Here is a 25300-nt window from a genome sequence, read left to right as displayed (position 1 = left end):
TGGCACCCTCTTCTTTGTTTAAATATAATGCAGGGATAGAAGATTTGGAGGGGAATTTAATGCAGGTTTTTCCATATCGGCCGAATTACCGAGAGCTGTTCGTAGGGTTGGAGACTTTAGTTCCGCTGGCTAAAGGAGGTGCCGTACCCGCTATTAATTTTGATAATGCGGCAACGACGCCTCCGTTTAATAAAGTAATGAACGATATCAATCAATTTGCTCCTTTGTATTCATCTATTCATCGGGGAACAGGATATAAATCCGTTTTTTCCTCGCAAGTCTATGAACAGGCACGAAAGACGGTACTTCAATTTGTCGGAGGTTTATCTGAGCAAAATACAGTCATTTTTGTAAAAAATGCCACGGAGGCTATCAATAAGCTTTCTTATCGTCTTTGGAATCCGCAGAAAAAAGAAATTGTCCTTACAACATGGATGGAACATCATTCGAATTTACTTCCCTGGAGAGATAAATTCCAGGTTGATTATATAGAATTTGAGAGTCACGGAGGTCTCAATCTCGATGATTTGGAGCGCAAACTTCAGCGTTATAAAGGAGCTGTAAAGCTTGTGGCGGTTACCGGTGCTTCCAATGTAACAGGGATAATGAACCCGATTCATCAAATTGCTGAAATTGTCCACCGCTATAATGCCAAAATTTTAGTGGATGCCGCTCAACTTGCCCCTCACGCGCCTATTGATATGCGCCCCGATTATGCACCTGATCATATTGACTTTTTAGCCTTTTCAGCACATAAAATGTATGCTCCTTTTGGTATTGGCGTGCTAATCGGTCCAAAGACGATTTTTGAACAGGGAAGTCCAGAATATAAAGGCGGTGGAACGGTTAGGTTTGTTACAAAGGATCGGGTCATATGGGATGATCCCCCGCACAAAGAGGAGGCGGGAACTCCTAATGTTATAGGGGTTGTAGCACTTATTTCGGCCATAGAGGCATTAAGCAGTATAGGGATGAAAAAAGTACTTAAACAGGAGGAGCGTTTACTGCAATATGCTCAGAAGAAATTAGAAAAAATAGCAGGAATCGAGCTTTATACGCCTTTGTCTTTATCAAGAATTGGGGTTATTCCTTTCAATATTGTAGGGATGCGCCATGAAAAAGTCGCCGAGATTCTTTCATGGGAAGGCGGAATTGCAGTTAGAAATGGCTGCTTTTGCGCACAACCTTATGTTCAGAAGCTTTTGCGCATATCTGATCTGGATATGGAGAAATTTATTAATAATCCTCACTTACCCCGTCCGGGTCTGGTCAGAATGAGCTTTGGATTATATAATACACGTGAAGAAATTGATCAGACGACAGCACTTTTGCAGGAAATTGCGGAATTTGAGCGAAATAGGACGAAGTTTTTATCCGGTTTTGGAAAACAAGGGTATACGAGTAAAAGACTTTCGTATTATAATAATAATTAAAATTTGAATTTTTTTAACTTGGAAATATGGCACCCCAGTGTAAGAAAGGAAGACTTGGATGCATCAAATAGCTCAAGACTTGAATGATCAAATTCGCAGTGCTAACCCATATATTTATGAACTTTTGTCAGATCTCGGAAGAGAACTGTATTATCCGAAGGGAATTTTAACCCAGTCTGCAGAAGCAAAGCAAAAAGCATTTCGCTTTAATGCAACCATTGGTATTGCTACGGAGGCTGGACATCCGATGTATTTACCTGTAATTCATAATAAATTATCGGAATTTGAGCCAAGCGATTTATATGATTATGCACCACCTGCCGGAAAACAGGAACTCAGAGAACTGTGGAAAGAAAAAATGTTCAAGGAGAATCCCTCCTTGAGGGGTAAAGCAATAAGCCTGCCCATGGTTACAAATGCGTTGACCCATGGCTTGAGCATAGCTGCTGATTTATTTATCAATGCGGGCGACCCCTTAGTTTTACCGGATAAACTCTGGGGTAATTACAACCTGATCTTTGGAACGCGCCGCGGGGCCAATGTTGTAACATATCCTTTTTATTCAGAAGCAGGGGAGCTTAATATTTCCGGAATGAAAGAAGCTCTTCTTGCCCAAAAAGCTCATGGCAAAGCACTGCTGCTTCTAAATTTCCCGAATAACCCAACAGGATATACTCCTACACCTCAAGAGGCAGCCGCAATGGTTGAAGCGATTCGCGAGGTCGCTGAAGAAGGCTTGAATCTCGTAGTTGTGTCAGATGATGCCTATTTTGGGCTGTTCTTCGGGGATTCTATCAAGGAATCATTGTTTGGACGATTAGCCAATCTTCATCCCCGGGTTTTGCCGGTGAAAGTGGACGGAGCTACAAAAGAAGAATTTGTCTGGGGATTCCGGGTAGGTTTTATTACCTTCGCCTCGGAACATCCGGAGGTTTTAAGTGCTCTCGAGAGCAAGACGATGGGAATTATCCGGGGAACGATTTCCAATGTGGCCAGCCCATCACAAACATTTGTTATGGAGGCTTTAAAGTCTCCTGATTTCTGGACTCAAAAAAATGAGAAGGTTGAGATTATCAAAAGCCGGGCTCTTAAAGTTAAAGAGATCCTTAAGACCGAACGGTACCAAGAGGTTTGGAAGGAATACCCTTTTAATTCAGGCTACTTTATGTGCTTAGCCTTAAAACATGTTGAAGCGGAGGTACTGCGTACCCATCTTCTCGAAAAATATGGAGTTGGGGTCATTGCCCTCGGCCAATCAGATATTCGAATTGCTTTTTCCTGTGTTGAGGAAGATCAGCTTGAAGAACTCTTTGAGCTTATTTATCAAGGAGCAAAGGATCTAGAGAAAAAATAAATGCAAATGTATTATAACCTCGGCTTAGCCGGGGTTATTTTTATTGACATGCACATAGAGTTTTTGTCCGTTCATATAGTGGAGTATCTTGGTAATATAGGGAGGAATAACTGAAATGCACCACACTGTACGTCATGGAGATTCGTTGTACAAAATTGCCAGACACCATCGTACTCACGTTCATCACCTCCTTCGGTTGAATCCCCACATTCGTCATCGTCCGAACCTTCTTTATCCTGGAGAACGAGTCAGGGTCCGGTAAGAATAGTGTAGAATATTGAAAACAGCCTTCGGCACTGCTGAAGGCTTTATTATTTGGAGATTCATAAGAAATTCACAAGCTTTTCATAAGATGTTCAACATTGGAATTTATAATTGCAGCATAGTTAATAGATCTTGACTAAAAGTAAGCAATAATATTAAGGAGGTGTCCAGAATGATGTTTGTTTTTCTCATTTTACTTATTGTTGCTGCTTTATATTTTTATCAACATAACGGGTTAGAAGGATCTGGGGTTAGATCGAGTAGTTCTGATCATGCTTTGGAAATTCTTCGCCAGAGATATGCAAAAGGCGAGATCAGTGAGCAGGATTTTTTAAATGGCAAGCATATCCTTGAATCTCATTGATTCTAAATAACTCATCACGAGTGAAAGGAGTAATTTTATGAAAAAGGCAAAATGGATCTTTGGACTGACTCTAACGGGTATTTTGGCTGTTTCTGGAACTGCTTACGCTTTTAGTTCGGCATTGTCGCGCACAGCTGCCCCCATTCCCAATTATGGAATGGCTCAGAGTCAGGAAGGTATTTCTCAAACGGGATATGGCTATGGAATGATGGGCAGATATGCAGGTGCGAATCAAATACCAGGTTATGGCGGTTATGCCGGAGGCTGCGGCGGAGTAAATAATGCTGCAGGCTACGGTATGATGGGTGGAAGCTATAATGCGGCAAGCTTAGGGATAAACCTGACAAATGGCCAAGTGACCTCGGATGATCAGGCCATAGCTATTGCTAAAGCCTATGCTCAAGTACTTAATCAGGATTTCAGCATTGATGAAATCCACGAATATAGTGATTCCTATGAAGTTGAGCTTAAAGAAGCTAAAACGGAAAATAAAGCTTTCGAGTTCTTAATCTCTAAAAATGAAGGATATATTTTCGTGGAAATGGGCCCTAATGTAATGTGGAATAATAAATATGGTCACATGAACTGGGGCGGGACAGGCAGTCTTACAATTACTGCGGATCAGTCATCTAAGGCAGCCCAAGATTATGTAAATCAGCAAATGGGAAACGGGTATTCGGTTGAAGCACCAGAAGTGGCTCCTGGCTACTATGAATTCATGGTTTTAAAGGACGGCAAAGATTATGCCGAGTTGGATGTTAACGGATACACGGGTCAAGTCTGGTTTGAAAGTTGGCATGGGCCGATTATTAAGTCGATTGAAACAAAGTAGACGCTGAATACGGATGTATATAAACTTTATTTAAAACATAAACAGGAAGGCTTTGGATTACCATCGCCTTCCTGTTTTTTTTTTTGAGAAACACGAAAGATTTTGAGTAAAAAATGCAATAAGCGTGCCAATGTGAAAAAAATATACACGTGCTTTTCTGATTTAGAAGTGAAGAAAATATCGATATGTGCTGAGAATACAAGAAAATTAAAGGAAACGAGCGAATGGCACAGGAATTGCAACTCTTAATTACATTACAAAACCTTTTCAAGCAATAGGAAGGAGACGATTTTAATGAGTTCAGAGGACAAGTCAGGTAAAGGACTTTCGCGGAGGGATTTTTTTAAGGGATCTGCATTTGTTGCACTGGGAGCAGCCTCAGCAGGTCTGTTAGCAGGGTGTGGAACATCTCAGCAATCAGCAAAGAGCTCATCTGATACCACTGCAAAAAATAGCTGGGAGACTCCGCCTGCACCGATTGCAGATAAAGATATTAAGGAGACCGTTTCAGCAGATGTAGTGGTTATCGGCGCAGGTATGGCAGGAATGGTTGCAGCGCTTTCCGCTGCAGAAGCAGGCGCTAAAGTTGTGCTGATAGAAAAACGAGAGACGTATACTGCACGGGGTATGCATATAGCTGCTATCGGAACAAAAACTCAGCAAAAATATAATGTCAAGATCAATGCCAAACAAGGAATTCGAGATATTCTTAAATGGTCAGGCAACAAGGTGAAACAAGATTTGCATTGGGTATGGGCCAATAAGAGCGGCGAAGCTTTAGACTGGGTCGCTAAGATGACCGAGGCGGAGGGGGTCGAAACAACCCTTTGGGCAGCCGGTTATAAAGGACCCGATTATTATGAGTACCCTGGAGTTACTCATATGTTTATCGGACCTAGCGCGGCAAAATATGATAATAATCATGATGTGCTTGCAACTCTGGAAAAAAACGCGAAAAATAAGGGCGTTAATATTCAATATAAAGTTCAAGCAGCTCAGCTTGTAAAATCAGGCGACCGGGTTACTGCAGTAATTGGTAAAACAGATGCCGGATATATAAAATATGAAGGTAAAAAAGGGATTATCCTTTGCTGCGGAGATTATGCCGCCGATCAGGCTATGGTTGATAAATTCTGCCCAATTGCCAATAAAGTGGATGCTAAGGTCTATACCCCAGTAGGAGTAAATACGGGTGATGGACATAAAATGGGGTTATGGATTGGCGCGGCAATGCAGGAGGATGAACCTCATGCAGCCATGATCCATACTCAAGCCGGTGCTTGGAGTTATTGCTTCCTCAATATCAATAAAAATGGTGAACGCTATTCTAATGAAGATGCAACTCCACAAGCGGTTTGCAATGCTAAAATGGAGCAGCCCGACCGGATAGCATGGTCAGTTTATGATGATAAATTCTTAGATGAGCTTCCTAAGACGATTGAAATCGGCGGCGGTATGTTTTGGGACCAAGTCAATCGGACTTGGGGAAAACCATGGAGCAGAGAAGGGGAGGAAGCGCTGCTCAAACGGCATATTGATCAAGGACTGGTTGTTAAAGCCGATACACTGGATGAACTTGCTCAGAAAATGAAGGTGCCTGCCGATAAGTTAAAGGCAACAGTTGCAAGATATAATGATCTGGCTAAAAACGGCGAAGATGTTGATTTTGGAAAACGTAAAGAGTTGTTATTTTCGATTGACAAGCCTCCATTTTATGCGGGCAGCTTAAAAAGCGCTTTGTTAGTCATTGTCGGCGGGTTAAGAATTAACAGTAAAATGCAGGTTTTAGATAAATCGAACAATGTTATTGCTGGGCTTTATGCAGCTGGGAACACAGCTGGAGATTTTTTCGGTCAAGACTATCCTACTCTTTTTCCTGGGCATAGTCATGGACGAGCGATTACGTTTGGTCGCTTAGCCGGTCAAAATGCTGCTGCAGATAAGGCTTGAGTTTAAACTTAAACCAATTTTAGAGTGAATTATACAAAGAAGATGGCTCTTGTAACAGGGCCATCTTCTTTAAATTTCGGCAGTATGTTCACAAGAAATTCATAATTAATTCATAAGATATTCCCATTTCATGTTTAGTATTAGAATAACAAATTGTTCCAAAACATTTGAGGAGTCTTAAAATGGGAAAAGAACAAAATAGTAAGCGTGACAAGTTTACACAATCTCAGAAAAAGACGAATAAATCTTTTTTGGTAATCGCCGGAGTTGCTGTTATCTTTTTAGCCGTCGGTGGTTTTTATCTCTTGGGAAATAAAAGCTCTGAGATGGATGCCAAAGCAACATCCGCCCTAGGGCAAAAGGTTACTTACAGTCCCAATGAAAACCTTCAACAGACCAAGGTTTCAGGTAAGATTGAAGATGGGAAAGTTACAGTGACTTCATTGAGCGACTTAAAGGAAAAAAAGTTTATCTGGACGGAATATAAAGCAAATGGAAAAAGAGTACCCCTGACAGCTGTAGCTGAGCCGAGCGGGAAGGTCGTGGTTGCGGTCAGCGTCTGTGAGCCGTGTAATGGAGAGACCTTCCACATCAGCGGGAATAAGATCGTCTGCAATGTATGCGGGACGACTTGGGATCTTGAAAGCTTTAAGGGCTTAAGTGGAGGCTGTCAGCAGTATCCGCCGGAAATCTTGCCCTACACGCAAAATGGCGACAATTTAGAAGTAGATCAGGCAAAACTTGATGCATGGAAACCGAGAGTATAGTGATGAGTTTAATCAAAATCGAAAATGTATCAAAGATGTATTTTGGAGGCGAAGGATCTGAAGGGGCGGTTGAAGTTTTAAAGAACATCAATTTGCAAATTGAGAAAGGTGAATTTTTAGCTCTGCTCGGTCCATCGGGTTCAGGAAAAAGCACCCTTTTGAGTGTCCTTGGAGCGCTTAACCCACCGACTTCAGGGCAAGTCATAATTGACGGGATTCCGATTTATGAGCTGGACCGTGAACGGAGAGCGGATTTCAGGCATGAATATATTGGCTTTGTATTTCAGCAATATCAACTTATCCCGTATCTTACCGCTTTAGAAAATGTCATGCTGCCATTGGCAATCACCAAACGCTCAGATAAAGAACAGCGGAAAATGGCTCAGAGGGTATTGGAAAAAGTGGGCCTCGGCAAAAAGGCTTCGCGTCTGCCTAACCAGTTATCGGGTGGAGAACAAAACAGGGTCGCAATTGCAAGAGCTATTGTCAACGAGCCTGAAATTATCTTTGCAGATGAGCCGACGGGTAGTCTGGACAGCAAGACCGCGAACGAAATTCTGGATTTGTTTAGGGCTTTGAATCAAGAGGGGTTAACAATAATCATGGTTACCCATAATGAAGAAAATCTGGCTTGGGTATCCCGTTCAGTGTCCATTCGTGACGGACAGCTCCTCGCCACATCTAAGGCTGAAGGAGGACGAGATGAGGTTAACGCATATTAGTATTCAAAACCTCCGAAGGCGTAAATCCCGAACACTCTTAATGATGCTGAGCATTATCATAGGAATTGCATCCAGCATTTTTCTTTTAACAACGACTAAGTCTATGGAAAAAGATGTTGCGGATAAGCTTGATCAGTACGGTTCTAACCTATTGATTCTTCCGGATTCGGGTGAGGCTCTGACTTTTGGCGGAATCACGGTTGGGGTTAAGGGCAAAGCAGAAGAAATGAATATGTCTGTTATTGACCAAATGCAAACGATTAAAAACAAGGAAAATTTAGCGGTAATATCGCCGAAACTATTAGCAGATGCTGAAATTAACGGCAAGAAGGTTGTACTTGTCGGGGTTGATTTTACCAAGGAAATTCGCTTAAAGAAGTGGTGGAAAATCGAAGGCTTAAACTTCGGACAATTTCCGGAGAAGAATGAAATCATCGTGGGCAGTGATGCGGCTCGGATATTAGGAATCCAGCGTGATCAGCACGTTGATGTTAAGGGGCAATCGTTTCTGATCAGAGGGATCATCCAGCCCACAGGGTCTATCGAAAATGATCAAGCTATTTTCATCGATCTAAAAATGCTGCAGGGATTAGAAAATAAGCCGAATGCCATTAGTATGGTGGAAGCGGCAGCTTTTTGCTATACTTGTCCGATTGATGAAATGACAAAACAATTAAAGGAAAAGCTTCCCGGGGCAAAAGTTACAGCGTTGCGGTCAACGTTAGAGTCAAGAGATCAAACAGTTAAGAGATTCAGCTTATTTTCAGTTACAATTTCAATTATTTTATTGCTGACGAGTGCTTTAGTTATTGCGATTTCTATGATTTCCTCTGTTCGTGAAAGGACACCGGATATTGGCGTTTTAAGGGCAATTGGTTTTAGAAAAAGTCATATTCTTGCTATGATTTTCTTCGAAGCGGCTTTAGTCAGTTTAACAGGAGGACTCATTGGTTATGGTCTAGGCATGGGCTTAGGTGTGTCTTATGGTCCTGAAATTGCGAAAATGGCGATTCATATTCCCTGGCAGCCCATCATGGGAATGTATTCAATCCTAGCCGCATTATTAGTAAGCGTCCTGGCGAGTGCTTATCCCGCCTGGAAAGCAATCAGACTAGATCCGATTGAGGCACTTCGGTATTTTTAATCGAATTAAAGGAGTTAGCCCATTAGGGGTTTCGGAGGAATTTTATGACACTAAATCAAATTGCCATACAAAACTTACGGCGCCGCAAAGGGAAAACGCTTTTTCTTTTATTAACCTTTATGTTAGTTGTGGGAACGATTACGACCTTAAACCTCCTTTCTGATAACATGAAAAAGGATCTGCAAAAAAGCCTCGGCCAGTATGGAACAAATTTGATCATCACACCGAAGTCTGAACATCTCGCGTTAAGCTACGGAGGATTAGCTGTTTCTGGGGTTGACTATGATGTTAAAAACCTTATGCCGGAGAGTATAGACAAGCTTCAGCATGTGATTTTACTCGGTGACAGCATTGCTCCTAAGGTTATCGGCAGCGCTGAGGGAGATGAACAAACCTATTTGATTGTCGGTGTCGATTTTGCCGAGGAACTTCAAATGAAGCCCTGGTGGAAAATTAAAGGTCAAGTACCTAAGAATCAGGAAGTCATCCTCGGAGCTTCAATCGCGGCCCAAAAAAGCCTGAAGATCGGAGATGCCATAAAGATAAACAACCAAAATTTGAAAATCTCAGGGATAATGCAAGAGACGGGTGGGTCTGAAGATAATGTCGTCTTTACTCCTTTTCAAGAGGCAAGGGATTTGACCGGCATTAAAGACGAGTGGTCAATGATAGAATTAAATGTCGCTGAACCTCAAAAGCTTTTGCCCTTAATGGTGAAGGAACTGCCTGAAGCCAATATTGCTCAGGTTTCGCAGCTGGTCCAAAGTACCCAAGAAAATGTAGACCGCTTTGATGAGTTTTCAAAATCCATCTCTATTGTTTTAGTGATTATCGGAGCTTTTGTTATTATTTCTGCCCTAGCGGGAAATGTAAATGATCGCGTAAGAGAGCTAGGAGTTTTTCGTGCGATTGGGTTTCGTCAGTCGCATGTTTTAAGCCTTTTAGGGCGTGAGGTCTTGATCGTGAGTTTAAGCGGAAGTTTGCTGGGTTATCTTTTGGGAAGCCTTTTGCCCTTTGTTTTAGGTTCTATCCTCTTTCAAAAAGCGATGCCTTTACAGTTGAATGCATCTTTTGGAGTTCTGTGTATTTTAGGAGCAATGCTTATTGGATTCCTGGCAATGATTTATCCTGCATGGCGGGCAACAAAGCTTAATCCTCAGGAGGCTTTACACTATATGTAGCTGCTTTAGGGAAAAGAATAGGATAAATTCAAGCGTCCTCCTTTACTTTGACAGTAAAAGGAGGACGCTTCTTTTATGCTCATTTTGGATTTAGAGGAGTTATTTTTGCTCTTTTTCCAGGGGAAGGCTTACGGTAAATGTTGTTCCTTTGCCAACGGTACTTTTGACGTCAATTGTTCCGTTATGAAGGAGGAGAATTTGTTTAACCAGGGCAAGCCCTATTCCGGTGCCGCCAGTCTCTCTGGCTCTTGATTTTTCGGCTCGATAAAAGCGCTCAAAGATAAAAGAAAGGTCATCTTCCGGAATGCCGATACCCGTATCCTCAATGCTTATTTCAGCAAACTTATTATGGTATAAAAGCTCTACCTTAATTGAACCTTCTTTTTCTGTGTATTTATAAGCGTTGTGAATGAGGTTATAGAATAAGCGCGTAAGAAGCCGTTCATCGGCTAAAAGCATCACCGATTCCGGGGGCAATTTTGTCGTCAGTTCAATCTTTTTTTCCTGAATCAGCGGGGAAAGATTGTGTATAACTTTTTCAATAATGGACAACAGATTCACGGGCTGAAGCTGAGGGTGAAGTTTTCCGATTTCGGCAATATTTAAATCTTTAAGATCACTCGACAGGGAAACAAGACGATCAATCTCTTCACTTAGAGCAGATAGATTTTCCTCGTTAGGTGGGAGGACTCCGTCTTGAAAAGCCTCGATATAACTTTGGAGCGAGGTTAATGGGGTTCGCAGTTCATGGACGATGTCGACCGTAAATTGCCTGCGCAGGTTTTCTTGCGATTTTAAATCATCGGCCATGGAATTAAACGCATTGGCAAGCTCTCCCACCTCGTCATGACTTGAAATGAGTACTTTTTCATCTAAGTGACCCAAGCCAACTCTTTTCACAGCATAGGTAAGATGCCGCAGAGGCTTAACTAACCGATTGCTTGTCCAGAGACTTAGAAGCAGGCCGATAATCAGAGCCACCAACCCTGCCAAAAGCAAAGAGCGATATACGGCGGTGACAAAGGATATATCATCAGGATTAAGAAGCCGGGCATTTGAAGGATAACGGACTTCGGCTTTAGCAATGGTATTGCCTTGCGGCCCCTTTATGGTTAAAGTTTGAGTTTTCCACTCATCTATGGAATAATTCATCCCCATTCCCATCATGCTCTTTTGCATCATTTCAGCCATGGGGTTATTTAAAATTGTAATGATTTTATCTTCAGGGGTTTTAAGGGTGATTTGGGTTCCCATCGGGAGATAATGGCTCATTTCCTCAAGGCTCACCTGATCCCAATGATTCCCGTTATTCGTATAAATGCTGCTTAAGCGTTCAGGTAATTGCGAAATCGAAGATTCCGTTGTCTTTGTCACGTAAGTTGTAAACTGACGCTTAAAAACCAAATTTACGGAGAGCATGCTTAGAGCTAGAGTGACAAGGATGACGGCAAACGTGGATAAAAATAATTTCCGACGCATATTATTCCTCCGTATTGGAATTGAATTTATAGCCTACACCGTATATCGTAATGAGTATTTTGGGCTTATCCGGTATACTTTCGATTTTCTGACGTAACTTTTTAATATGGGCATCAATAACCCGATCATCACCTTCGTAATCATGACCCTGGAGGATTTCAATAAGCTGGCTGCGGCTATATACTCTTCCGGGATATTGAGCGAGTGCGCCTAAAAGTTTAAATTCCGTGGGCGTAAGCTGAACGATCTGGTCATCAAGATGAACCTCGTGTTTAATGTTATCAATCGTTAAACCGTTATCGTATGTGATAACATCGGCTAACGGAAGATTTTCTGAGCCTGCTCGGCGTAACACAGTTCGAACGCGGGCTATAACCTCTCTCGGACTAAACGGCTTCGTAATATAATCATCGGCACCAAGGGCTAACCCCTCAATTTTATGGTCTTCATCATCCTTGGCTGTCAGCATGATTATTGGAGTTGGTGAGATTTTGCGAATTTCTTTGCAGATTTCTTCGCCGGAAAGACCAGGAAGCATTAAATCAAGAAGGACAAGATCAAATTTATTTTCTTTAAACATCGTTAAGGCAGCCAGTCCGTTTGTCGCAGTTGAAACACTGTATCCCTCTTGCTGGAGATAGGCCTTGAGCACAGTAAGGATGTTTTTTTCATCATCGACTAAAAGAATACGCATAGTACAAACTCCTTATTACATTACTTTGAAGCAACTCTTTAACTTAATTATACCTTATTTTTACTTTTGGGCATACATACGTTGGGGATAGAGGTGTCTATAAATGAATAATTATATGTCTCAAAAAATCAACATAATTAATAAAATTCACAAGGCTTTACAGACAAGGGGAAATCGTTTTTGCGAGCAAAATTACTTAAAATTGGTGTCTCAAATATGAGACATCCTATAAAAATTACTATTTTTGAATGAAAATAAATTTTAACTAATAATTGCCCGAAGTAGGCCGTTTCATTGACATTTAATTCGAACTATAGATAATATTCTGAATATTGGCATGATTATTGCAATAGAATCTTATATCTTTCAGGTGGATCGAGGTGGAAAAGGAATAAATCAAGAGAAAATCGGTTTTAACCGAACGATAAGGAGAGGAGAGGTAGAATTTCATGGAAATCACCAAAGTTGGAGTGCTGGGTGCTGGAACGATGGGAGCTGGAATAGCCCAATCCGCAGCTCAAAGCGGTTTTCAGGTTGTCTTGATTGATGTCAATCAGGAATTTGTTGATCGTGGACTTGAGCGAATCAGTAAAGCGCTTCAAAAACTCGTAGAAAAGGCAAAACTCACTTTTGAAGAAAAAGAAAATATTCTAGCCCGGGTTGAAGGAATGGTGGGTCTAGAGAACTTTAAGAAAGTTGATATTGTCATTGAAGCCATTGTAGAAAACATGGAGCTTAAGAAAAAGGTATATCGAGAGCTTGACCAGATTTGTCCTGAAAAGACTATTCTCGCCAGTAACACATCTTCTCTCTCAATTACGGAGATAGGGGCTGCCACACAACATCCGGGACGGGTAATTGGTATGCATTTTTTTAATCCCGTACCTGTTATGAAGCTGGTAGAGGTTATTCCTGGTGTTGATACCGATGAAAACATTGTGGGCGTAGTCATGGAATTGGCACGGCAACTCAATAAGGTACCTATCAATGCGAAGGAATATCCGGGATTCATTGTGAATCGGATTCTTGTTCCGATGATCAATGAAGCTGTTCAAGCCTATCAAGAGGGTGTCGGTTCTGCTGAGGATATCGATACGGCAATGAAGCTGGGCGCTAATTTTCCGATGGGGCCACTCGCTTTAGCCGATTTGGTAGGGGTTGACATTGTCTTAGCCGTGATGGAGGTTCTATACCAAGAGTTCAATGACTCTAAATATCGACCCGCTCTTTTGCTTAAGAAAATGGTTAGGGCTGGGCATTTGGGTGTAAAGACCGGTAAAGGATTTTATGATTATAGAAAGGAGAGGTAATTATTGCAGGAAGTTGTCATTGTAGGTGCCCAGCGTACACCGATTGGAGATTACTTGGGTGCTTTAAAAGAGGTTTCTACGATAGAGCTTGGAGTAACCGCTTTACAAGCGGCGCTTAAGAAAGCGAACATAGATGCTTCTCAAATTGAAGAAGTAGTAGCGGGGAACGTTTTTCAGGCAGGTTTAAAAGGTAACCCTGCACGTCAGGCTGCGCTTAATGCAGGGTGTTCACTGGAAACGGTTGCAGTAACGGTTAATCAATTATGCCCCTCATCTATGCGGGCAACGGAAATTCTAAGCCAAGAGATTGCACTGGGTAAGGTTGATATTGGTGCTGTTGTAGGTATGGAAAGTATGTCCAATATACCGTATCTGATTCCGAAAGCACGGAGCGGCTATCGCATGGGAAATGATCAAATTATCGATGCTATGCTGCATGATGGTTTGTTTGATGCATTTTATAACTATCATATGGGAATGACGGCAGAAAATCTTGCGGATCAATATGAGATTTCCCGGGAAGAACAGGATCAGCTGGCATTATTGAGCCATCAAAGGGCTATTGCGGCGATTCAAGAAGGAAAATTCAAAGAAGAAATTGTGCCTGTTGAAATCAAGACCAAAAAGGGAACGACTGTTGTTGACACGGATGAACATCCGAATGATCAGACGAGCCTTGAAGCTCTGGCCAAGCTCAAGCCAGCGTTTAAAAAAGATGGAACCGTGACGGCAGGCAACGCGTCCGGATTAAATGACGGAGGTTCGGCATTAATATTGATGTCCGCTGAAAAGGCAGCTGAGCTGGGGATTAAGCCCTTAGCAAAAATTCTTTCTACAGCTTCGGCAGCGGTGGATCCTCAAATTATGGGTATCGGTGTTGTACCGGCCGTAAAGAGGGCTTTAAAGTTTGCCAAATTAAGTTTGAATGATATTGATTATTGGGAGCTGAATGAAGCCTTTGCAGCCCAATTTTTAGCGGTAAATCGTGAATTTAAACTGGATATGGAGATCGTGAATGCCAATGGATCAGGAATTTCCCTGGGGCATCCTGTTGGAAATAGCGGTGCTCGTTTAATTGTTTCTCTATTGCATGAAATGCGGCGCCGCGGAGTTCGCTACGGCTGTGCATCTCTTTGTGCCGGTGGTGGACCTGCCGTTGCTGCAGTTGTTGAGTTGCTTTAATTTTTTGGGGTTTAAATAGGAGTTAGAAAGAGGAGGAATAAAAATGGATTTCAAGTATACCGAAGAACAAGAAGCTATGCGCGCAGTCGCCCGTAAGTTTGCAGAGAAAGAAATTGCTCCGGTTGCCGGACAATATGACGAAAAAGATGAATTCCCGACAGAGATTATTCGTAAGCTTCATGAAGTCGGACTATTAACGATCGGTGTCCCGGAAGAATACGGCGGCCCGGGACTGGATCCAATTACCCAAGCTTTGATTGCTGAGGAAATTTCGTTTGGAGATGGCGGTACGGGTACAACCGTTGTCGCCAGCAATTTGCTGGCTGCCAATCCGGTTTTTGTCGGTGGAAATGATGATCAAAAGCGACGCTTCTATAGCGTTTTAAATGAAGGAAAGCTGGCAGCCTTTTGTCTAACTGAACCCGGTGCAGGTTCGGATGCTGTAAGTATGTCCACGACAGCACGTCGTGAGGGCGACTATTATATTCTGAACGGGACAAAGCAATTTATTTCCAACGGCGGAGTTGCGGATATTTTCACTGTTTTTGCTACAACCGATAGATCCTTGCGTCATAAAGGGATTATCGCGTTCATGGTTGATACCCATACTCCTGGGGTTACTATTGGCAAGAAAGAAAATAAGTTAGGGATTCGGACCTCCGATACCCGTCAGATTATTTTTGAGGATGTAAAAGTTCCTGTTGCTAATCGTTTGGGTGAAGAGGGTGAAGGGTGGACCATTTGTATGAAATCCCTGGATATTTCCCGGCCCTATATTGCAGCAATGGCTGTTGGAATTGCCCAAGCAGCCTATGAAGCTGCCGTAAAATATGCAAAAGAACGTATTGCTTTTGGGAAACCCATTGCTACGTTCCAGGCCATTCAATTTATGCTGGCAGATATGGCTATGGGTATTGAAGCGTCTCGGCTGTTTGTTCATAAGGCATGCTTCTTAAGAGAGCAGGGGCTACCGTTTACCCAAATGGCGTCTTTTGCTAAAGCCTTTGCTGGGGATACGGCAATGAAAGTCACTCTGGATGCCGTTCAAATTTTAGGCGGGTATGGCTATGTAAAAGAGTATCCGGTAGAAAAATTTATGCGGGATGCAAAGATCATGCAGATTTATGAAGGAACAAATCAAATTCAGCGAGTCGTCATTGCAAACAATATTTTACGGTAAGGTTTCCATTTCATAAGGGTTTATAGAGGGAATGAGTGCTGAGGAGGGATTTTATGCGTTTCAATGAGGAATATCAAAAGAAATTGGTAACCCCTGAGGAAGCTGTTCGTGTCGTTAAGTCCGGAGATTGGGTTGATTATGCGTCATTTTCCGGACAGGTCATCGAATTGGATAAAGCTTTAGCTGCCCGCGCGGAGGAGCTTTTCGATGTGAAGATTCGTGCAGTTACCGCGTTACGAACCCCTGAAGTCGTTAAAGCTGATCCTGAGGCAAAACATTTTGTCTATAATAACTGGCATTTCAGCGGCCTTGACCGAAAACTTCACGACAAAGGGCTCTGCTGGCATATTCCCTTGCTCTATCATGAACTTCCAGGCTATTATCGGCGTTTTCTTGATATTGATGTATTAATGATTCCTGTTTCTTCGATGGATGAACACGGATTTTTTAACTTTGGCCCTCAGGCTTCACATGCTAAGGCGATGTGTGAAAAAGCAAAGGTTATTATTCTTGAGGTTAATCCCAATATCCCGCGTTGCTTGGGAGGAAGAGAAGAGGGCATTCATCTTTCAGAAGTGAACTACATTGTTGAAGCGAACTGGCCTTTACCTCAGGTTCCGGCAGGCATTCCAACGGAAATCGAGAAGAAGATAGCCTCTTATATTATGTCGGAACTCGAAGATGGGAGCTGCATTCAGCTCGGTATTGGGGGCATGCCGAATGCTGTAGGTCAGATGATTGCTCAATCCGATCTTAAGGACCTGGGGATTCACAGCGAAATGTTTACCGAATCAATGGTAGAAATGGTGGAAGCAGGACGTGTAACTGGAGCCAGGAAAACAATTGATCGGTATAAAATCGGCTATACTTTTTCCTTCGGCACTCAAAAAACCTATGACTTTTTAAACAATAACCCGATGTGTGTGATTTATCCGGTGGATTATGTAAATGACCCGTTTATCATTGCCCAAAATGATAAAGTTGTTTCGATTAATAACTGTATTGAGGTTGATTTAACTGGGCAAGTTTGCTCAGAATCTTCGGGAACGCGTCATATCAGCGGTACAGGCGGACAGTTTGATTTCGCCTATGGCGCCTACCGCTCTAAAGGCGGAAAATCCTTTATTGCCATGGAATCAACCTTTAAAAAAGGTGAAGAACTGCGATCGAGGATTAAACCGATCCTAACTCCAGGTGCTGTTGTAACAACCCATCGATCTGTGGTGTATTATCTCGTGACTGAGTATGGAATTGCAAATTTAAAAGGAAAATCGACATGGGAACGGGCAGAAGCCTTAATTTCAATCGCTCACCCGGACTTCCGTGAAGACTTGATCAAAGAAGCGGAGGAGCTCGGGGTTTGGCGCCAAAGCAATAGATTTTAAACCATCAAACTTATAGATAAGAGCGTTGCCAAAGGATAACTTTGGCAACGCTCTTATAAATTCTAATTTATTTTAAATTGTGGTTGGACAGTATTTTTTGCTCCTTATTCTATGGTAATATTTTTAGTTTATTAAATGTAAGAATTTATAGACTTTTCACGCTGATTTATGTAAGATTATGTTAATATATTAAAAAATTAAGGAGAAAAAGATGCATATTCAATCAGCAGTGGATATTGCCCCGCAATTACAACATTGGTATGATCAAGATATTTCGGTTTATGTTTTTAATACCGAAAAAGTCCTTGCAGCAGTTAATCATCCTAAGATCAATTTAGGTGTTAATAGTGGTGATTCTTTTGAAAACTTAAAATCAACGATTTCTTATCGAGTCTTATTAGCAAAGCAGCGTCTGGTTGAAAAGGTGGATTTGTCACACTCTTCGTTTGGTATTCCCTATGTCGCTCTCTCTAATCCTATTTTTGAGGATGACCAAATTGTAGGCGTAATGACCGTTGTCGTTTCAACGGAATCCTATGATGCCTTGCTTTCGGCAGGTGAGGAAATTTTAGCGGCTGTTGAGCAGATTTCAGCGTCTGCCGAAAACTTAGCTGACGCAAGTGAAGAACTTGCAGTAAATGCACAGAATATGAGTGATGAAACAGAGCAGGTTCGAGTACAGATTACGCATGTTGCTAAGATAACGGATCAGATTAAGTCAATAGCAGCACAAAGCAATATTCTCGGTATCAATTCATCAATTGAAGCAGCCCGTGCTGGAGAAGCAGGCAGGGGATTTGCAGTTGTTGCAGGGGAAATTCGAAAGCTTGCCGATACGAGTAAATCCTCAGCGGTAAGTATCGAAGATGATGTTGCCGAAGTGCAGAACTCAGTAAAGGTCTTAATTGACTCGATTACGGCTTTGGCTGCTGTAAGTGAAGAACAAGCGACAGGGGTCAGTGAGCTTAAAAAAGCTCTAGAACAAATCAGCGGTTTAGCCGAGGCACTAGTTAGAACGGGAAAAAGAGCATAAGGAACTATGGAAGTGTCGTTACAACGAACATTAGCCCTGTTTTATAAGGAATTAAGATTTAGTTTACGTGAATATAGTAGAAATTTTACAATGATATAGTATTATTTTCTTAAAGTGAACCGTTTCCAGTTATCATTAAAAAACAAATATTTTAGCTCGAAAGGAAGGGTATTTGTGACAGAAAAGGAAGAGCAGATTGCCAAAGTTATCTGGAAATTATCGGGTTCTAAGTTTTCAGAAGTTTATGGAATAAAGTACGATCAACATGCTTTATGTCATGATGACTCTCTAAAATGGGCCGCGATCTTACGGGAAAAGAAAACGGATAAGCGAGTTTCCTAAATCTTAATTAGGGCTCGCTTTTCTGTTAATAGAGTGCTTAAAGTCTCAGTTTATTGACGAACAGATGAAGCGATTTGTGAGGTGTAAAATTTGAAAAAAGTTTTTGTGCTTGATACGAGTGTTTTGCTTCATGACCCAAAAGCTATCTTTCAGTTTGAAGATAATGAAATTGTCATCCCTTATGCAGTACTCGAAGAATTGGAAAACAAAAAGAGATCTCTTGATGATGTTGGCCGATCGGCGCGTCAGGCGATACGTTTTTTAGATCAACTTCGTGAAAGGGGTCAACTTTCTCAAGGGGTGTGTTTGCCGAATGAGGGAATGTTAAGGATAGAACTTAATCATTGTTCGGGAGACCCATTACCGTTATTATCGGATATCAAGCTGGCTGATAATCGAATCCTGGCGGTTACGCTCAATTTAGCCCGTGAAGATGAGCGCCCCGTTATTCTTGTGACGAAAGATATTGCGATGCGTGTAAAAGCAGATGCTTTATCCGTCATGACCCAAGATTATTATAATGATAAGGTAAATCTTGTACCCTTGAACGATGAAGTTGTTGTTATGGAATTGAAAGATGTTGAAGTCGATGAATTGTATCAGAAAGGTCAGATTCCTTTAAAGGAAACAATATTACCTAACAGCTGTGTAAGGGGAAGATTAACCGACAATAGTGAAATCCCTCTTATTTCTACTTCTGACGGAACAAAATTGATCAACCTGCATAATCGCAATAAAAACTATTGGGGTATTGTTCCTAAAAATATAGAGCAGACCTGGGCGTTCGGAATACTGAGTAATCCTGAAATTAAACTCGTTAATTTAATGGGTCCCGCGGGTACAGGCAAAACCTTGATCGCTTTAGCCAGCGCACTCGAACAAACGATTCAACAAGAACTTTATTCGCGTATTCTTTGTGCTCGTCCTGTCATTCCCTTCGGCAAAGATATTGGTTTTCTCCCCGGGGAGAAAGAGGATAAAATTCGTCCTTACATGCAGCCCATTTATGATAACCTAGAATTTTTATTACGGCCCAAACAGGACAAGCTGCGTGATAAAGATAGTGAATCCATTTTAGAGAGTGCAGTAGATTTGCTCAAAAAAAAGAGGCAGCTTGAAATTGAAGTTCTCACATATATTCGTGGAAGAAGTATTGCCAATCAATTTATAATTATTGATGAGGCTCAGAATCTTACTGCTCACGAGATAAAAACGATTATTACTCGTGCCGGGGAGGGTACGAAAATTGTTCTTTGCGGAGATCCCGACCAAATCGATCATCCTTATTTGGATAAAGAAAGCAACGGTTTGGCTTATGTGGCAACTCGGCTTAAAGGGCAGTCTTTTTACGGCCAAGTAGGGCTAGTAAAAGGGGAACGCAGCGAACTGGCAGCACGAACTGCCGAATTATTATAGGGGGTATCCTGTTGGCGTACTGTAAAGTTAGTGGAAAGAAGATTTATTATGATCAGAGTATCACAGCAAACCCTAATGATAGCGTTATCCTATTGATTCATGGGGCAGGAGGGACAAGTGAAGTTTGGCTGAACCAGCTTTCTCAGATTAAGGACTATCCATTATTGGCTCTGGATCTCCCCGGACATGGGAATTCAGAAGGATATCCTGCTAATACGATTGCGGAATATAGTCAATTTATAGATGAATTTGTTCGCACCTTGGAATTGAAATCCGTGATTCTGGCAGGGCATTCAATGGGCGGCGGAGTTGTTTTAGAGTGTGTTTTAGCTAATCCTGAATGGCTTAAAGGAATAATATTAGTGGATACAGGGTCACGTCTTCGCGTGAAAAAAGAAATGCTTGAGCAACTGGCCAAAAGAATTCTCCCTTTCGATATTATTCCCTATCTTTATTGCCAGAATTGTTCCCCAGAAGTTCTCGACAAGGCCAAAGAGAATATGAAGAGTATCATACCTCAGGTGTATTTTGCTGATTTTCAAGCATGCGATGCTTTTGATCGGAGCAAAGAGATACAAAACATAAATTTAGAAGCATATATTCTTTGCGGAGAGGAAGATCGTATGACTCCTCTTAAATATTCACAAGCTCTTCATGAGGCTCTGCCTAAGTCTGAGCTTAAAATTATTCCCCAAGCAGGGCATATGAGTATGCAGGAAAACCCTGCAGAGGTTAATAAGGTAATTGTAGAATTCCTTAAACGTTTTTAAAAACTAAATAAACAGATTATAGATAAAGAATGCTCACCCCACGAGTATAGGTTTTAACTTACCTGTTTACTCTGAGGTGAGCATTGATTGAAACAAATTTCAAAATTGCAGCTGCTCATTATTTTCGAGGAGTCGGGTTTTTACAGTGATCGCAAAACGGCAAATTGGTGGATTTACCATAGGGGCATAGCGCAAACTTTTCATTTTCTTTACCATGGGGGCCAACAAAAGGCTTATCCAAGATAGTGTAAGTAAAAGGCTTGCCATTATTGAATTTTTCCATTTAAAATCGCTTCCTTTCAAAGATGTTTTTCCTGACTTCATTATATGTGATAATGGGATTTTTCACAATATACTATGAGAAAAAAAGTACAAATTTTAAAAAATTTTTTAGAGCTTGTAAAAAATCTAAAGGAGCTAGATATAACATCTAACTCCTTAGAAATCCATTTTTTAATGGTAAGGTTTCAATCTTCTTTATCCCAAAGATGTGTTTCACACCATCCTTCTCCTTTTTTATAGGACATGAAGCAAAATGCACTATTACTTGAACAATGAATACCACAAGTTCGACAACACATGGGACAATCTCGATTTCGTTTGATTTTACTTTTACATGCTCCTGTATCGTAAAAGCCACATACAATTTTCCAAATCACTACTAAAAAAAAAGCCTCTTTTCCGTTTTTAAACCACATAATACGACTTTATCAGACAATAGTCAATAAAAAAATTGCTCTATAAAGTTGTGTATCTCATTCGTATCTCATTAAAATATAGCTTTTAAATTTATAAACTCTATAATTACGCATTAAATTTCGTGCGTTCAAGATAATGGGTAAGCCTTTCTTCATTTAATCCTTCTGAACAATAGTCACGAAGAATACCTAAGATCCAGTTTTTAGCTTCTTCCCGGTTCTGACTTTTCCCATGATTTTAGCGAATTTAGGATGACGACCTAAGCGCCCTCCTAAACTAAGCAGCCAACCTGATTCTTTCGGAATAATTTTTTCAGTCGGACAACTGCGAATACACATTCCACAGGATACACAAAGAAGAGGATCAATTACTATTCCCTCATCATGCCAGGTAATTGCCTTTTCTGAACAGGCGGCGATACACGTTTGGCATCCTGAACAGGAATTCTCAGAAAGTTGAGGAGTAATAAAACCGGTAACTCCGATATCCTTAATTTGTGGCTGAGAACATCCATTGGGGCATCCTGCCAAAGCTATTTTAGGAATATGGTGAAAAAGATACGGTCGAAAACGTTCTTTAAATATCGTACTAAGGTTAAGTTCCTGAAGTCCTATCTCAAGCTCTTGGTAATACTCGGACCAATCCATCGCAGCTAAAGAACAATTTTGACGGCAATGCTCTAATAAATAGTTAGGTAATTTACCCATCGTGACCTCCGTTTGTTTATGCTTAAGGTAATAAAATTTTAACAAGTGATTAAGGGATTAAACTGTGTTTCAAGTCACATATTGTTAAAAAATTTTATAATTAATAATCGCTTCTATATGCAATGTGATTGGGGTCACGTTTTTATGCTTTTTTAAAGTATAGTATGTATATATGCAAATACCTCAAGAATCAATTTGAAACAGGGCGGCGAAAGGGGAAGTCATGCTAAAGGGAAAAAATGTTTATCTTTGGCGGAGAATCTGCCAATTGATCTTTGCCATTCTATGTATAATGATCGGAGTTCAGTTTATTCGTTTCGTTAATAGCGTTTCTGGGGCAGATGCACAGCAGATCACGTCAAGACCTGCTGGAGTGGAGGCATTTCTACCCATTAGTGCTTTAGTTGCGTTAAAATCTTGGATAGCTAACGGGGTCTTTGACCAGATTCATCCAGCAGGTCTTATGATCTTTTTAGCGGCGATAAGCCTTTCGATTTTATGGAAAAGAGTATTCTGCTCCTGGATTTGTCCATTCGGCACGTTGTCTGAAGGGCTCGCACTTTTAGGTCAGAAAGTTTTTGGTAGAAATTTCACCGTTCCACGTTGGCTCGATTATTTTCTTCGTTCTCTTAAATACTTTATTCTCGCGTTCTTTATCTTTTTTATTTTCGTTTTGATGGATGGGGCAGCAGCTTATGCCTTTTTACAAACTCCTTATAATATCATTGCAGATGTCAAAATGCTTAACTTTTTCAAGAATATTTCTGGGATTGGAATAAGTGTCATCGCTGGATTGATAATTCTTTCCATTCTTATTAAGAATTTTTGGTGCCGATATCTATGTCCCTATGGAGCACTGCTTGGATTATTGAGTATGGTAAGTCCTTGGAAGATACGAAGGAATCCTGACTTGTGTATATCCTGTAAAAAATGTTCTATTGCTTGTCCGAATCGTATTGAAGTGGACAAATCGCTAAACGTATCGTCTCCAGAGTGCTCAGGGTGTTTAAATTGTATTGAGCAGTGCCCTGTACGTAACGCCTTAAAGTTTGATCCTCCGAGACCCTTTTTTTTCTGGTCGCAAAGGAGATTAGCTCTTGGGGTTATCATTTTTTGGATTGCCTTTATTGGAGCAGCTAAGTTAAGTGGTCACTGGGAGAATGGAATTTCCACTGAAGTATATAAAAAGTTAATTCCTTTTGCGGAACAGTTTAATCACTTCTGAGAGAGGTTTAAAAAAAGGACGTTAAGCAGGTGGCTTAAGCGTCCTTTTTTACTGTATCCCTATGCGCTTTCGAAGTTTATCCCAAAAAGACAGGATTCCTTCGTTAGGTACAGGTTGAGATGTTTTTCCCCCGATAGTTTGGGCCATTCGGAGGATATGACGGGAAAAATCGATATTTGGATGAGATAGAAAGAGAGGAAAGCGTTCTTTAAGAGAACGGGGAATCCATGGATCAACAGGGAGCCAGCCCAAGTCAATAGGATCCAAATTTAAAAAATGCTTTAAGGCGTCCATGAGCGTACGGGTGCTCTTCCGTGCCTCAGATTCTGATTCGCAGCGATTCATGACAATATGGGGCCGAATTTCCGGATTCTGATTGGCAAGGACTTTTAATAAGGAATAAGCATCCATTAGAGCATGGGGTTCCGGATTAGAGAGAAGAATAAGTTCATCAGCCACGCTAAGGAACTTAATAACTAATTCTGAAATTCCAGCTCCTGTATCCAATATTAAGATATCACAGTCTGATTCCAAATCTCGAAAGCCAGCTGATAGACGATTAAATTTGATAGAGTCCAACTGGGTTAAACTGCTAATACCGCTGGAGCCAGCCAGAACCTGGAGTCCACCTGGGCCTTTTTGAAGTATTTCTTTTAAAGAATGCGTCCCGGCAATGACATGGCTGAGGTTTAAAGAGCCCTCAAGTCCAAGAAGTACATCAATGTTAGCCATGCCGAGATCTGCATCGAGGAGAATGACGCGATGGCCTAATTGACTTAGTGCCAGACCTAAATTAATGGAGAAGGTTGTTTTGCCCACGCCCCCTTTACCACTTCCTACGGCAACGACTTTAGCAGCATGAGTTGCAGAAGCGGCTTGAGGCAGAGTAGTGCTCCAACTTTGGGTTGCTCTGGACAGGATGGTTGAAACACAGTGTTCCAGCCCGGGGGATAACCAACGGATTTCCGTACCAACTGTTAGTAAAAGAAGATAGCCGTGATACAAGGGAAGGAGAAGCTCTATGCGATCAGGAAAGACAGCCTGAACTTGAGCTTTGTATGTATCTTGATAAAGGGGAGAGTTTGTCGTAAATTGGAGATATTGCCCCGGTTGTATCACTGTGAGTGTTCACCCCCAAGTCGGCCTTTTTTAGTATTTTCGACAGAAATAAGCATATCCCTTTTTATTTTAAGTCGAGGTATATCTGGTTTCTATTCAGTAGATCTAAATTGTATAGTGCTAGATTTGGAGAGTATTAAAAAGGAAAAAAGATAGTCCCGAGGATCATATAATCCTGCGAGGACTATCTTCATATTGGTATAAAAGATAGCTTTAAAAGCTCTGAAATTACTGGAGCCGATGGTCGGAATCGAATTGACGACCGGCTCATTCCAAGTTATGCCTACTCTCGGCCACATTACTTTATAAGCCGAATCATTTCCCTTGGTATTCCCAGCCGCGTAGCAAATTGTCCAATTGTCTCGTTGATGTTTGGCTCTTCTTCGCCAGCCAGAAGTTCCACCATAAATCGGTTAGCTTCATATTCGACCTTTGATTCCATTAAGGTATGGTCGCTAAGAAAGAAATAGCCTACCCCGGTAGGAGAGAGAGTAAAATGGCCTAATTCGTGAGCGAGTGCTGCCCTTTGCAAGATTTCAGGATGATTGGAATTGAGAGCAATAATGATTTTGCCGTACATATTGATAACAAGACCTTTGATATGCGAAAACGAATAGGGTATAACCTCAATATCCATTTCTTTAGCGAGCTGGTAAGGATCATTGGTTCTATACTTTGCCATTAAACTCTCAACCGATTGACGAATATAATCCATATTTCTCACCTTATGTCTATTTCTGTCGATAGT

Annotated in this window: 24 protein-coding genes; 18 read left to right on the top strand and 6 right to left on the bottom strand. The window is 41.3% G+C overall.

The features are described 5' to 3' along the window. Positions 1 to 59: 59 nt before the first annotated feature. The 9 genes from ACHOLT_RS01425 (at position 60) to ACHOLT_RS01385 (ending at position 10011) form a co-directional block, all read left to right on the top strand. Complete coding sequence (locus ACHOLT_RS01425) at positions 60 to 1433, top strand: aminotransferase class V-fold PLP-dependent enzyme (protein ID WP_425805291.1); 1374 nt, start codon at positions 60 to 62, stop codon at positions 1431 to 1433. A gap of 58 nt (positions 1434 to 1491) precedes the next feature. Then, positions 1492 to 2787, top strand: a complete 1296-nt coding sequence (locus ACHOLT_RS01420) for an aminotransferase class I/II-fold pyridoxal phosphate-dependent enzyme (RefSeq protein ID WP_425805290.1) — start codon at positions 1492 to 1494, stop codon at positions 2785 to 2787. 436 nt (positions 2788 to 3223) lie between these two features. Further along, the gene (locus ACHOLT_RS01415) at positions 3224 to 3415 is read left to right on the top strand and encodes an SHOCT domain-containing protein (protein ID WP_425805289.1); all 192 of its coding nucleotides are present in this window, start codon (positions 3224 to 3226) and stop codon (positions 3413 to 3415) included. Positions 3416 to 3452: 37 nt separating this feature from the next. Further along, positions 3453 to 4247 (top strand): peptidase, encoded by a 795-nt coding sequence (locus ACHOLT_RS01410; RefSeq protein WP_425805288.1) that lies wholly within the window; start codon positions 3453 to 3455, stop codon positions 4245 to 4247. A gap of 294 nt (positions 4248 to 4541) precedes the next feature. Next, a complete protein-coding gene (locus ACHOLT_RS01405) occupies positions 4542 to 6197 on the top strand; it encodes an FAD-dependent oxidoreductase (protein ID WP_425805287.1) in 1656 nt (551 codons plus the stop codon). Between the two features lie 182 nt (positions 6198 to 6379). Beyond that, on the top strand, positions 6380 to 6964 hold the full coding sequence (locus ACHOLT_RS01400) for a DUF2318 domain-containing protein (RefSeq protein WP_425805285.1): 585 nt from the start codon (positions 6380 to 6382) through the stop codon (positions 6962 to 6964). Between the two features lie 2 nt (positions 6965 to 6966). After that, positions 6967 to 7686: an ABC transporter ATP-binding protein gene (locus tag ACHOLT_RS01395; RefSeq protein WP_425807841.1), complete on the top strand. Its 720-nt coding sequence runs from the start codon at positions 6967 to 6969 to the stop codon at positions 7684 to 7686. Beyond that, on the top strand, positions 7667 to 8830 hold the full coding sequence (locus tag ACHOLT_RS01390) for an ABC transporter permease (RefSeq protein WP_425805283.1): 1164 nt from the start codon (positions 7667 to 7669) through the stop codon (positions 8828 to 8830). The genes ACHOLT_RS01395 and ACHOLT_RS01390 overlap by 20 nt, the downstream gene beginning before the upstream one ends. 44 nt (positions 8831 to 8874) lie before the next feature. After that, positions 8875 to 10011 carry an ABC transporter permease gene (locus tag ACHOLT_RS01385; protein WP_425805282.1) on the top strand — a complete coding sequence of 379 codons (1137 nt, stop codon included), beginning with the start codon at positions 8875 to 8877 and terminating at the stop codon, positions 10009 to 10011. A 99-nt stretch (positions 10012 to 10110) separates the two neighbouring features. Here the strand turns inward: ACHOLT_RS01385 and ACHOLT_RS01380 are convergent, their stop codons facing one another. Further along, on the bottom strand, positions 10111 to 11490 hold the full coding sequence (locus tag ACHOLT_RS01380; RefSeq protein WP_425805281.1) for an ATP-binding protein: 1380 nt from the start codon (positions 11488 to 11490) through the stop codon (positions 10111 to 10113). 1 nt (position 11491) lies between these two features. Then, entirely contained in the window at positions 11492 to 12184 is a 693-nt protein-coding gene (locus ACHOLT_RS01375; RefSeq protein ID WP_425805279.1) for a response regulator transcription factor, read from the bottom strand. A 449-nt stretch (positions 12185 to 12633) separates the two neighbouring features. Between ACHOLT_RS01375 and ACHOLT_RS01370 the strand changes: the two genes are divergently transcribed. The 8 genes from ACHOLT_RS01370 (at position 12634) to ACHOLT_RS01335 (ending at position 20802) form a co-directional block, all read left to right on the top strand. Then, the gene (locus ACHOLT_RS01370) at positions 12634 to 13494 is read left to right on the top strand and encodes a 3-hydroxyacyl-CoA dehydrogenase family protein (protein ID WP_425805277.1); all 861 of its coding nucleotides are present in this window, start codon (positions 12634 to 12636) and stop codon (positions 13492 to 13494) included. Between the two features lie 3 nt (positions 13495 to 13497). After that, the gene (locus ACHOLT_RS01365; RefSeq protein ID WP_425805275.1) at positions 13498 to 14676 is read left to right on the top strand and encodes a thiolase family protein; all 1179 of its coding nucleotides are present in this window, start codon (positions 13498 to 13500) and stop codon (positions 14674 to 14676) included. Between the two features lie 43 nt (positions 14677 to 14719). Then, entirely contained in the window at positions 14720 to 15856 is a 1137-nt protein-coding gene (locus ACHOLT_RS01360) for an acyl-CoA dehydrogenase family protein (RefSeq protein WP_425805274.1), read from the top strand. 53 nt (positions 15857 to 15909) lie between these two features. Beyond that, complete coding sequence (locus ACHOLT_RS01355; RefSeq protein WP_425805272.1) at positions 15910 to 17241, top strand: acetyl-CoA hydrolase/transferase family protein; 1332 nt, start codon at positions 15910 to 15912, stop codon at positions 17239 to 17241. 211 nt (positions 17242 to 17452) lie between these two features. Continuing rightward, complete coding sequence (locus tag ACHOLT_RS01350) at positions 17453 to 18274, top strand: methyl-accepting chemotaxis protein (RefSeq protein ID WP_425805271.1); 822 nt, start codon at positions 17453 to 17455, stop codon at positions 18272 to 18274. 174 nt (positions 18275 to 18448) lie between these two features. Beyond that, positions 18449 to 18616, top strand: coding sequence for a hypothetical protein (locus ACHOLT_RS01345; protein WP_425805270.1), 168 nt, complete (start codon positions 18449 to 18451; stop codon positions 18614 to 18616). 90 nt (positions 18617 to 18706) lie between these two features. Continuing rightward, entirely contained in the window at positions 18707 to 20032 is a 1326-nt protein-coding gene (locus tag ACHOLT_RS01340) for a PhoH family protein (protein ID WP_425805269.1), read from the top strand. An 11-nt stretch (positions 20033 to 20043) separates the two neighbouring features. Continuing rightward, positions 20044 to 20802 carry an alpha/beta fold hydrolase gene (locus ACHOLT_RS01335; RefSeq protein WP_425805268.1) on the top strand — a complete coding sequence of 253 codons (759 nt, stop codon included), beginning with the start codon at positions 20044 to 20046 and terminating at the stop codon, positions 20800 to 20802. A 118-nt stretch (positions 20803 to 20920) separates the two neighbouring features. On the opposite strand, the gene ACHOLT_RS01330 is transcribed toward ACHOLT_RS01335, so the two are convergent. Together ACHOLT_RS01330 and ACHOLT_RS01325 are read right to left on the bottom strand one after the other, a co-directional pair. Continuing rightward, on the bottom strand, positions 20921 to 21085 hold the full coding sequence (locus ACHOLT_RS01330) for a hypothetical protein (RefSeq protein WP_425805267.1): 165 nt from the start codon (positions 21083 to 21085) through the stop codon (positions 20921 to 20923). A 604-nt stretch (positions 21086 to 21689) separates the two neighbouring features. After that, entirely contained in the window at positions 21690 to 22208 is a 519-nt protein-coding gene (locus tag ACHOLT_RS01325; protein WP_425805265.1) for a 4Fe-4S dicluster domain-containing protein, read from the bottom strand. Positions 22209 to 22431: 223 nt separating this feature from the next. On the opposite strand from ACHOLT_RS01325, the gene ACHOLT_RS01320 reads away from it, so the two are divergent. Then, positions 22432 to 23433 (top strand): 4Fe-4S binding protein, encoded by a 1002-nt coding sequence (locus ACHOLT_RS01320; protein WP_425805264.1) that lies wholly within the window; start codon positions 22432 to 22434, stop codon positions 23431 to 23433. A gap of 48 nt (positions 23434 to 23481) precedes the next feature. Here ACHOLT_RS01320 and ACHOLT_RS01315 read toward each other — a convergent pair whose 3' ends face one another. Beyond that, positions 23482 to 24552 (bottom strand): AAA family ATPase, encoded by a 1071-nt coding sequence (locus ACHOLT_RS01315; RefSeq protein WP_425805263.1) that lies wholly within the window; start codon positions 24550 to 24552, stop codon positions 23482 to 23484. Between the two features lie 298 nt (positions 24553 to 24850). After that, positions 24851 to 25267, bottom strand: coding sequence for an ImmA/IrrE family metallo-endopeptidase (locus ACHOLT_RS01310; RefSeq protein ID WP_425805262.1), 417 nt, complete (start codon positions 25265 to 25267; stop codon positions 24851 to 24853). Between the last annotated feature and the right edge of the window lie 33 nt (positions 25268 to 25300).

This window comes from Desulfitobacterium nosdiversum (assembly GCF_049860565.1).
Classification (GTDB): Bacteria; Bacillota; Desulfitobacteriia; order Desulfitobacteriales; family Desulfitobacteriaceae; genus Desulfitobacterium_A; species Desulfitobacterium_A nosdiversum.
This window is presented reverse-complemented; position numbering and strand designations above follow the sequence as displayed.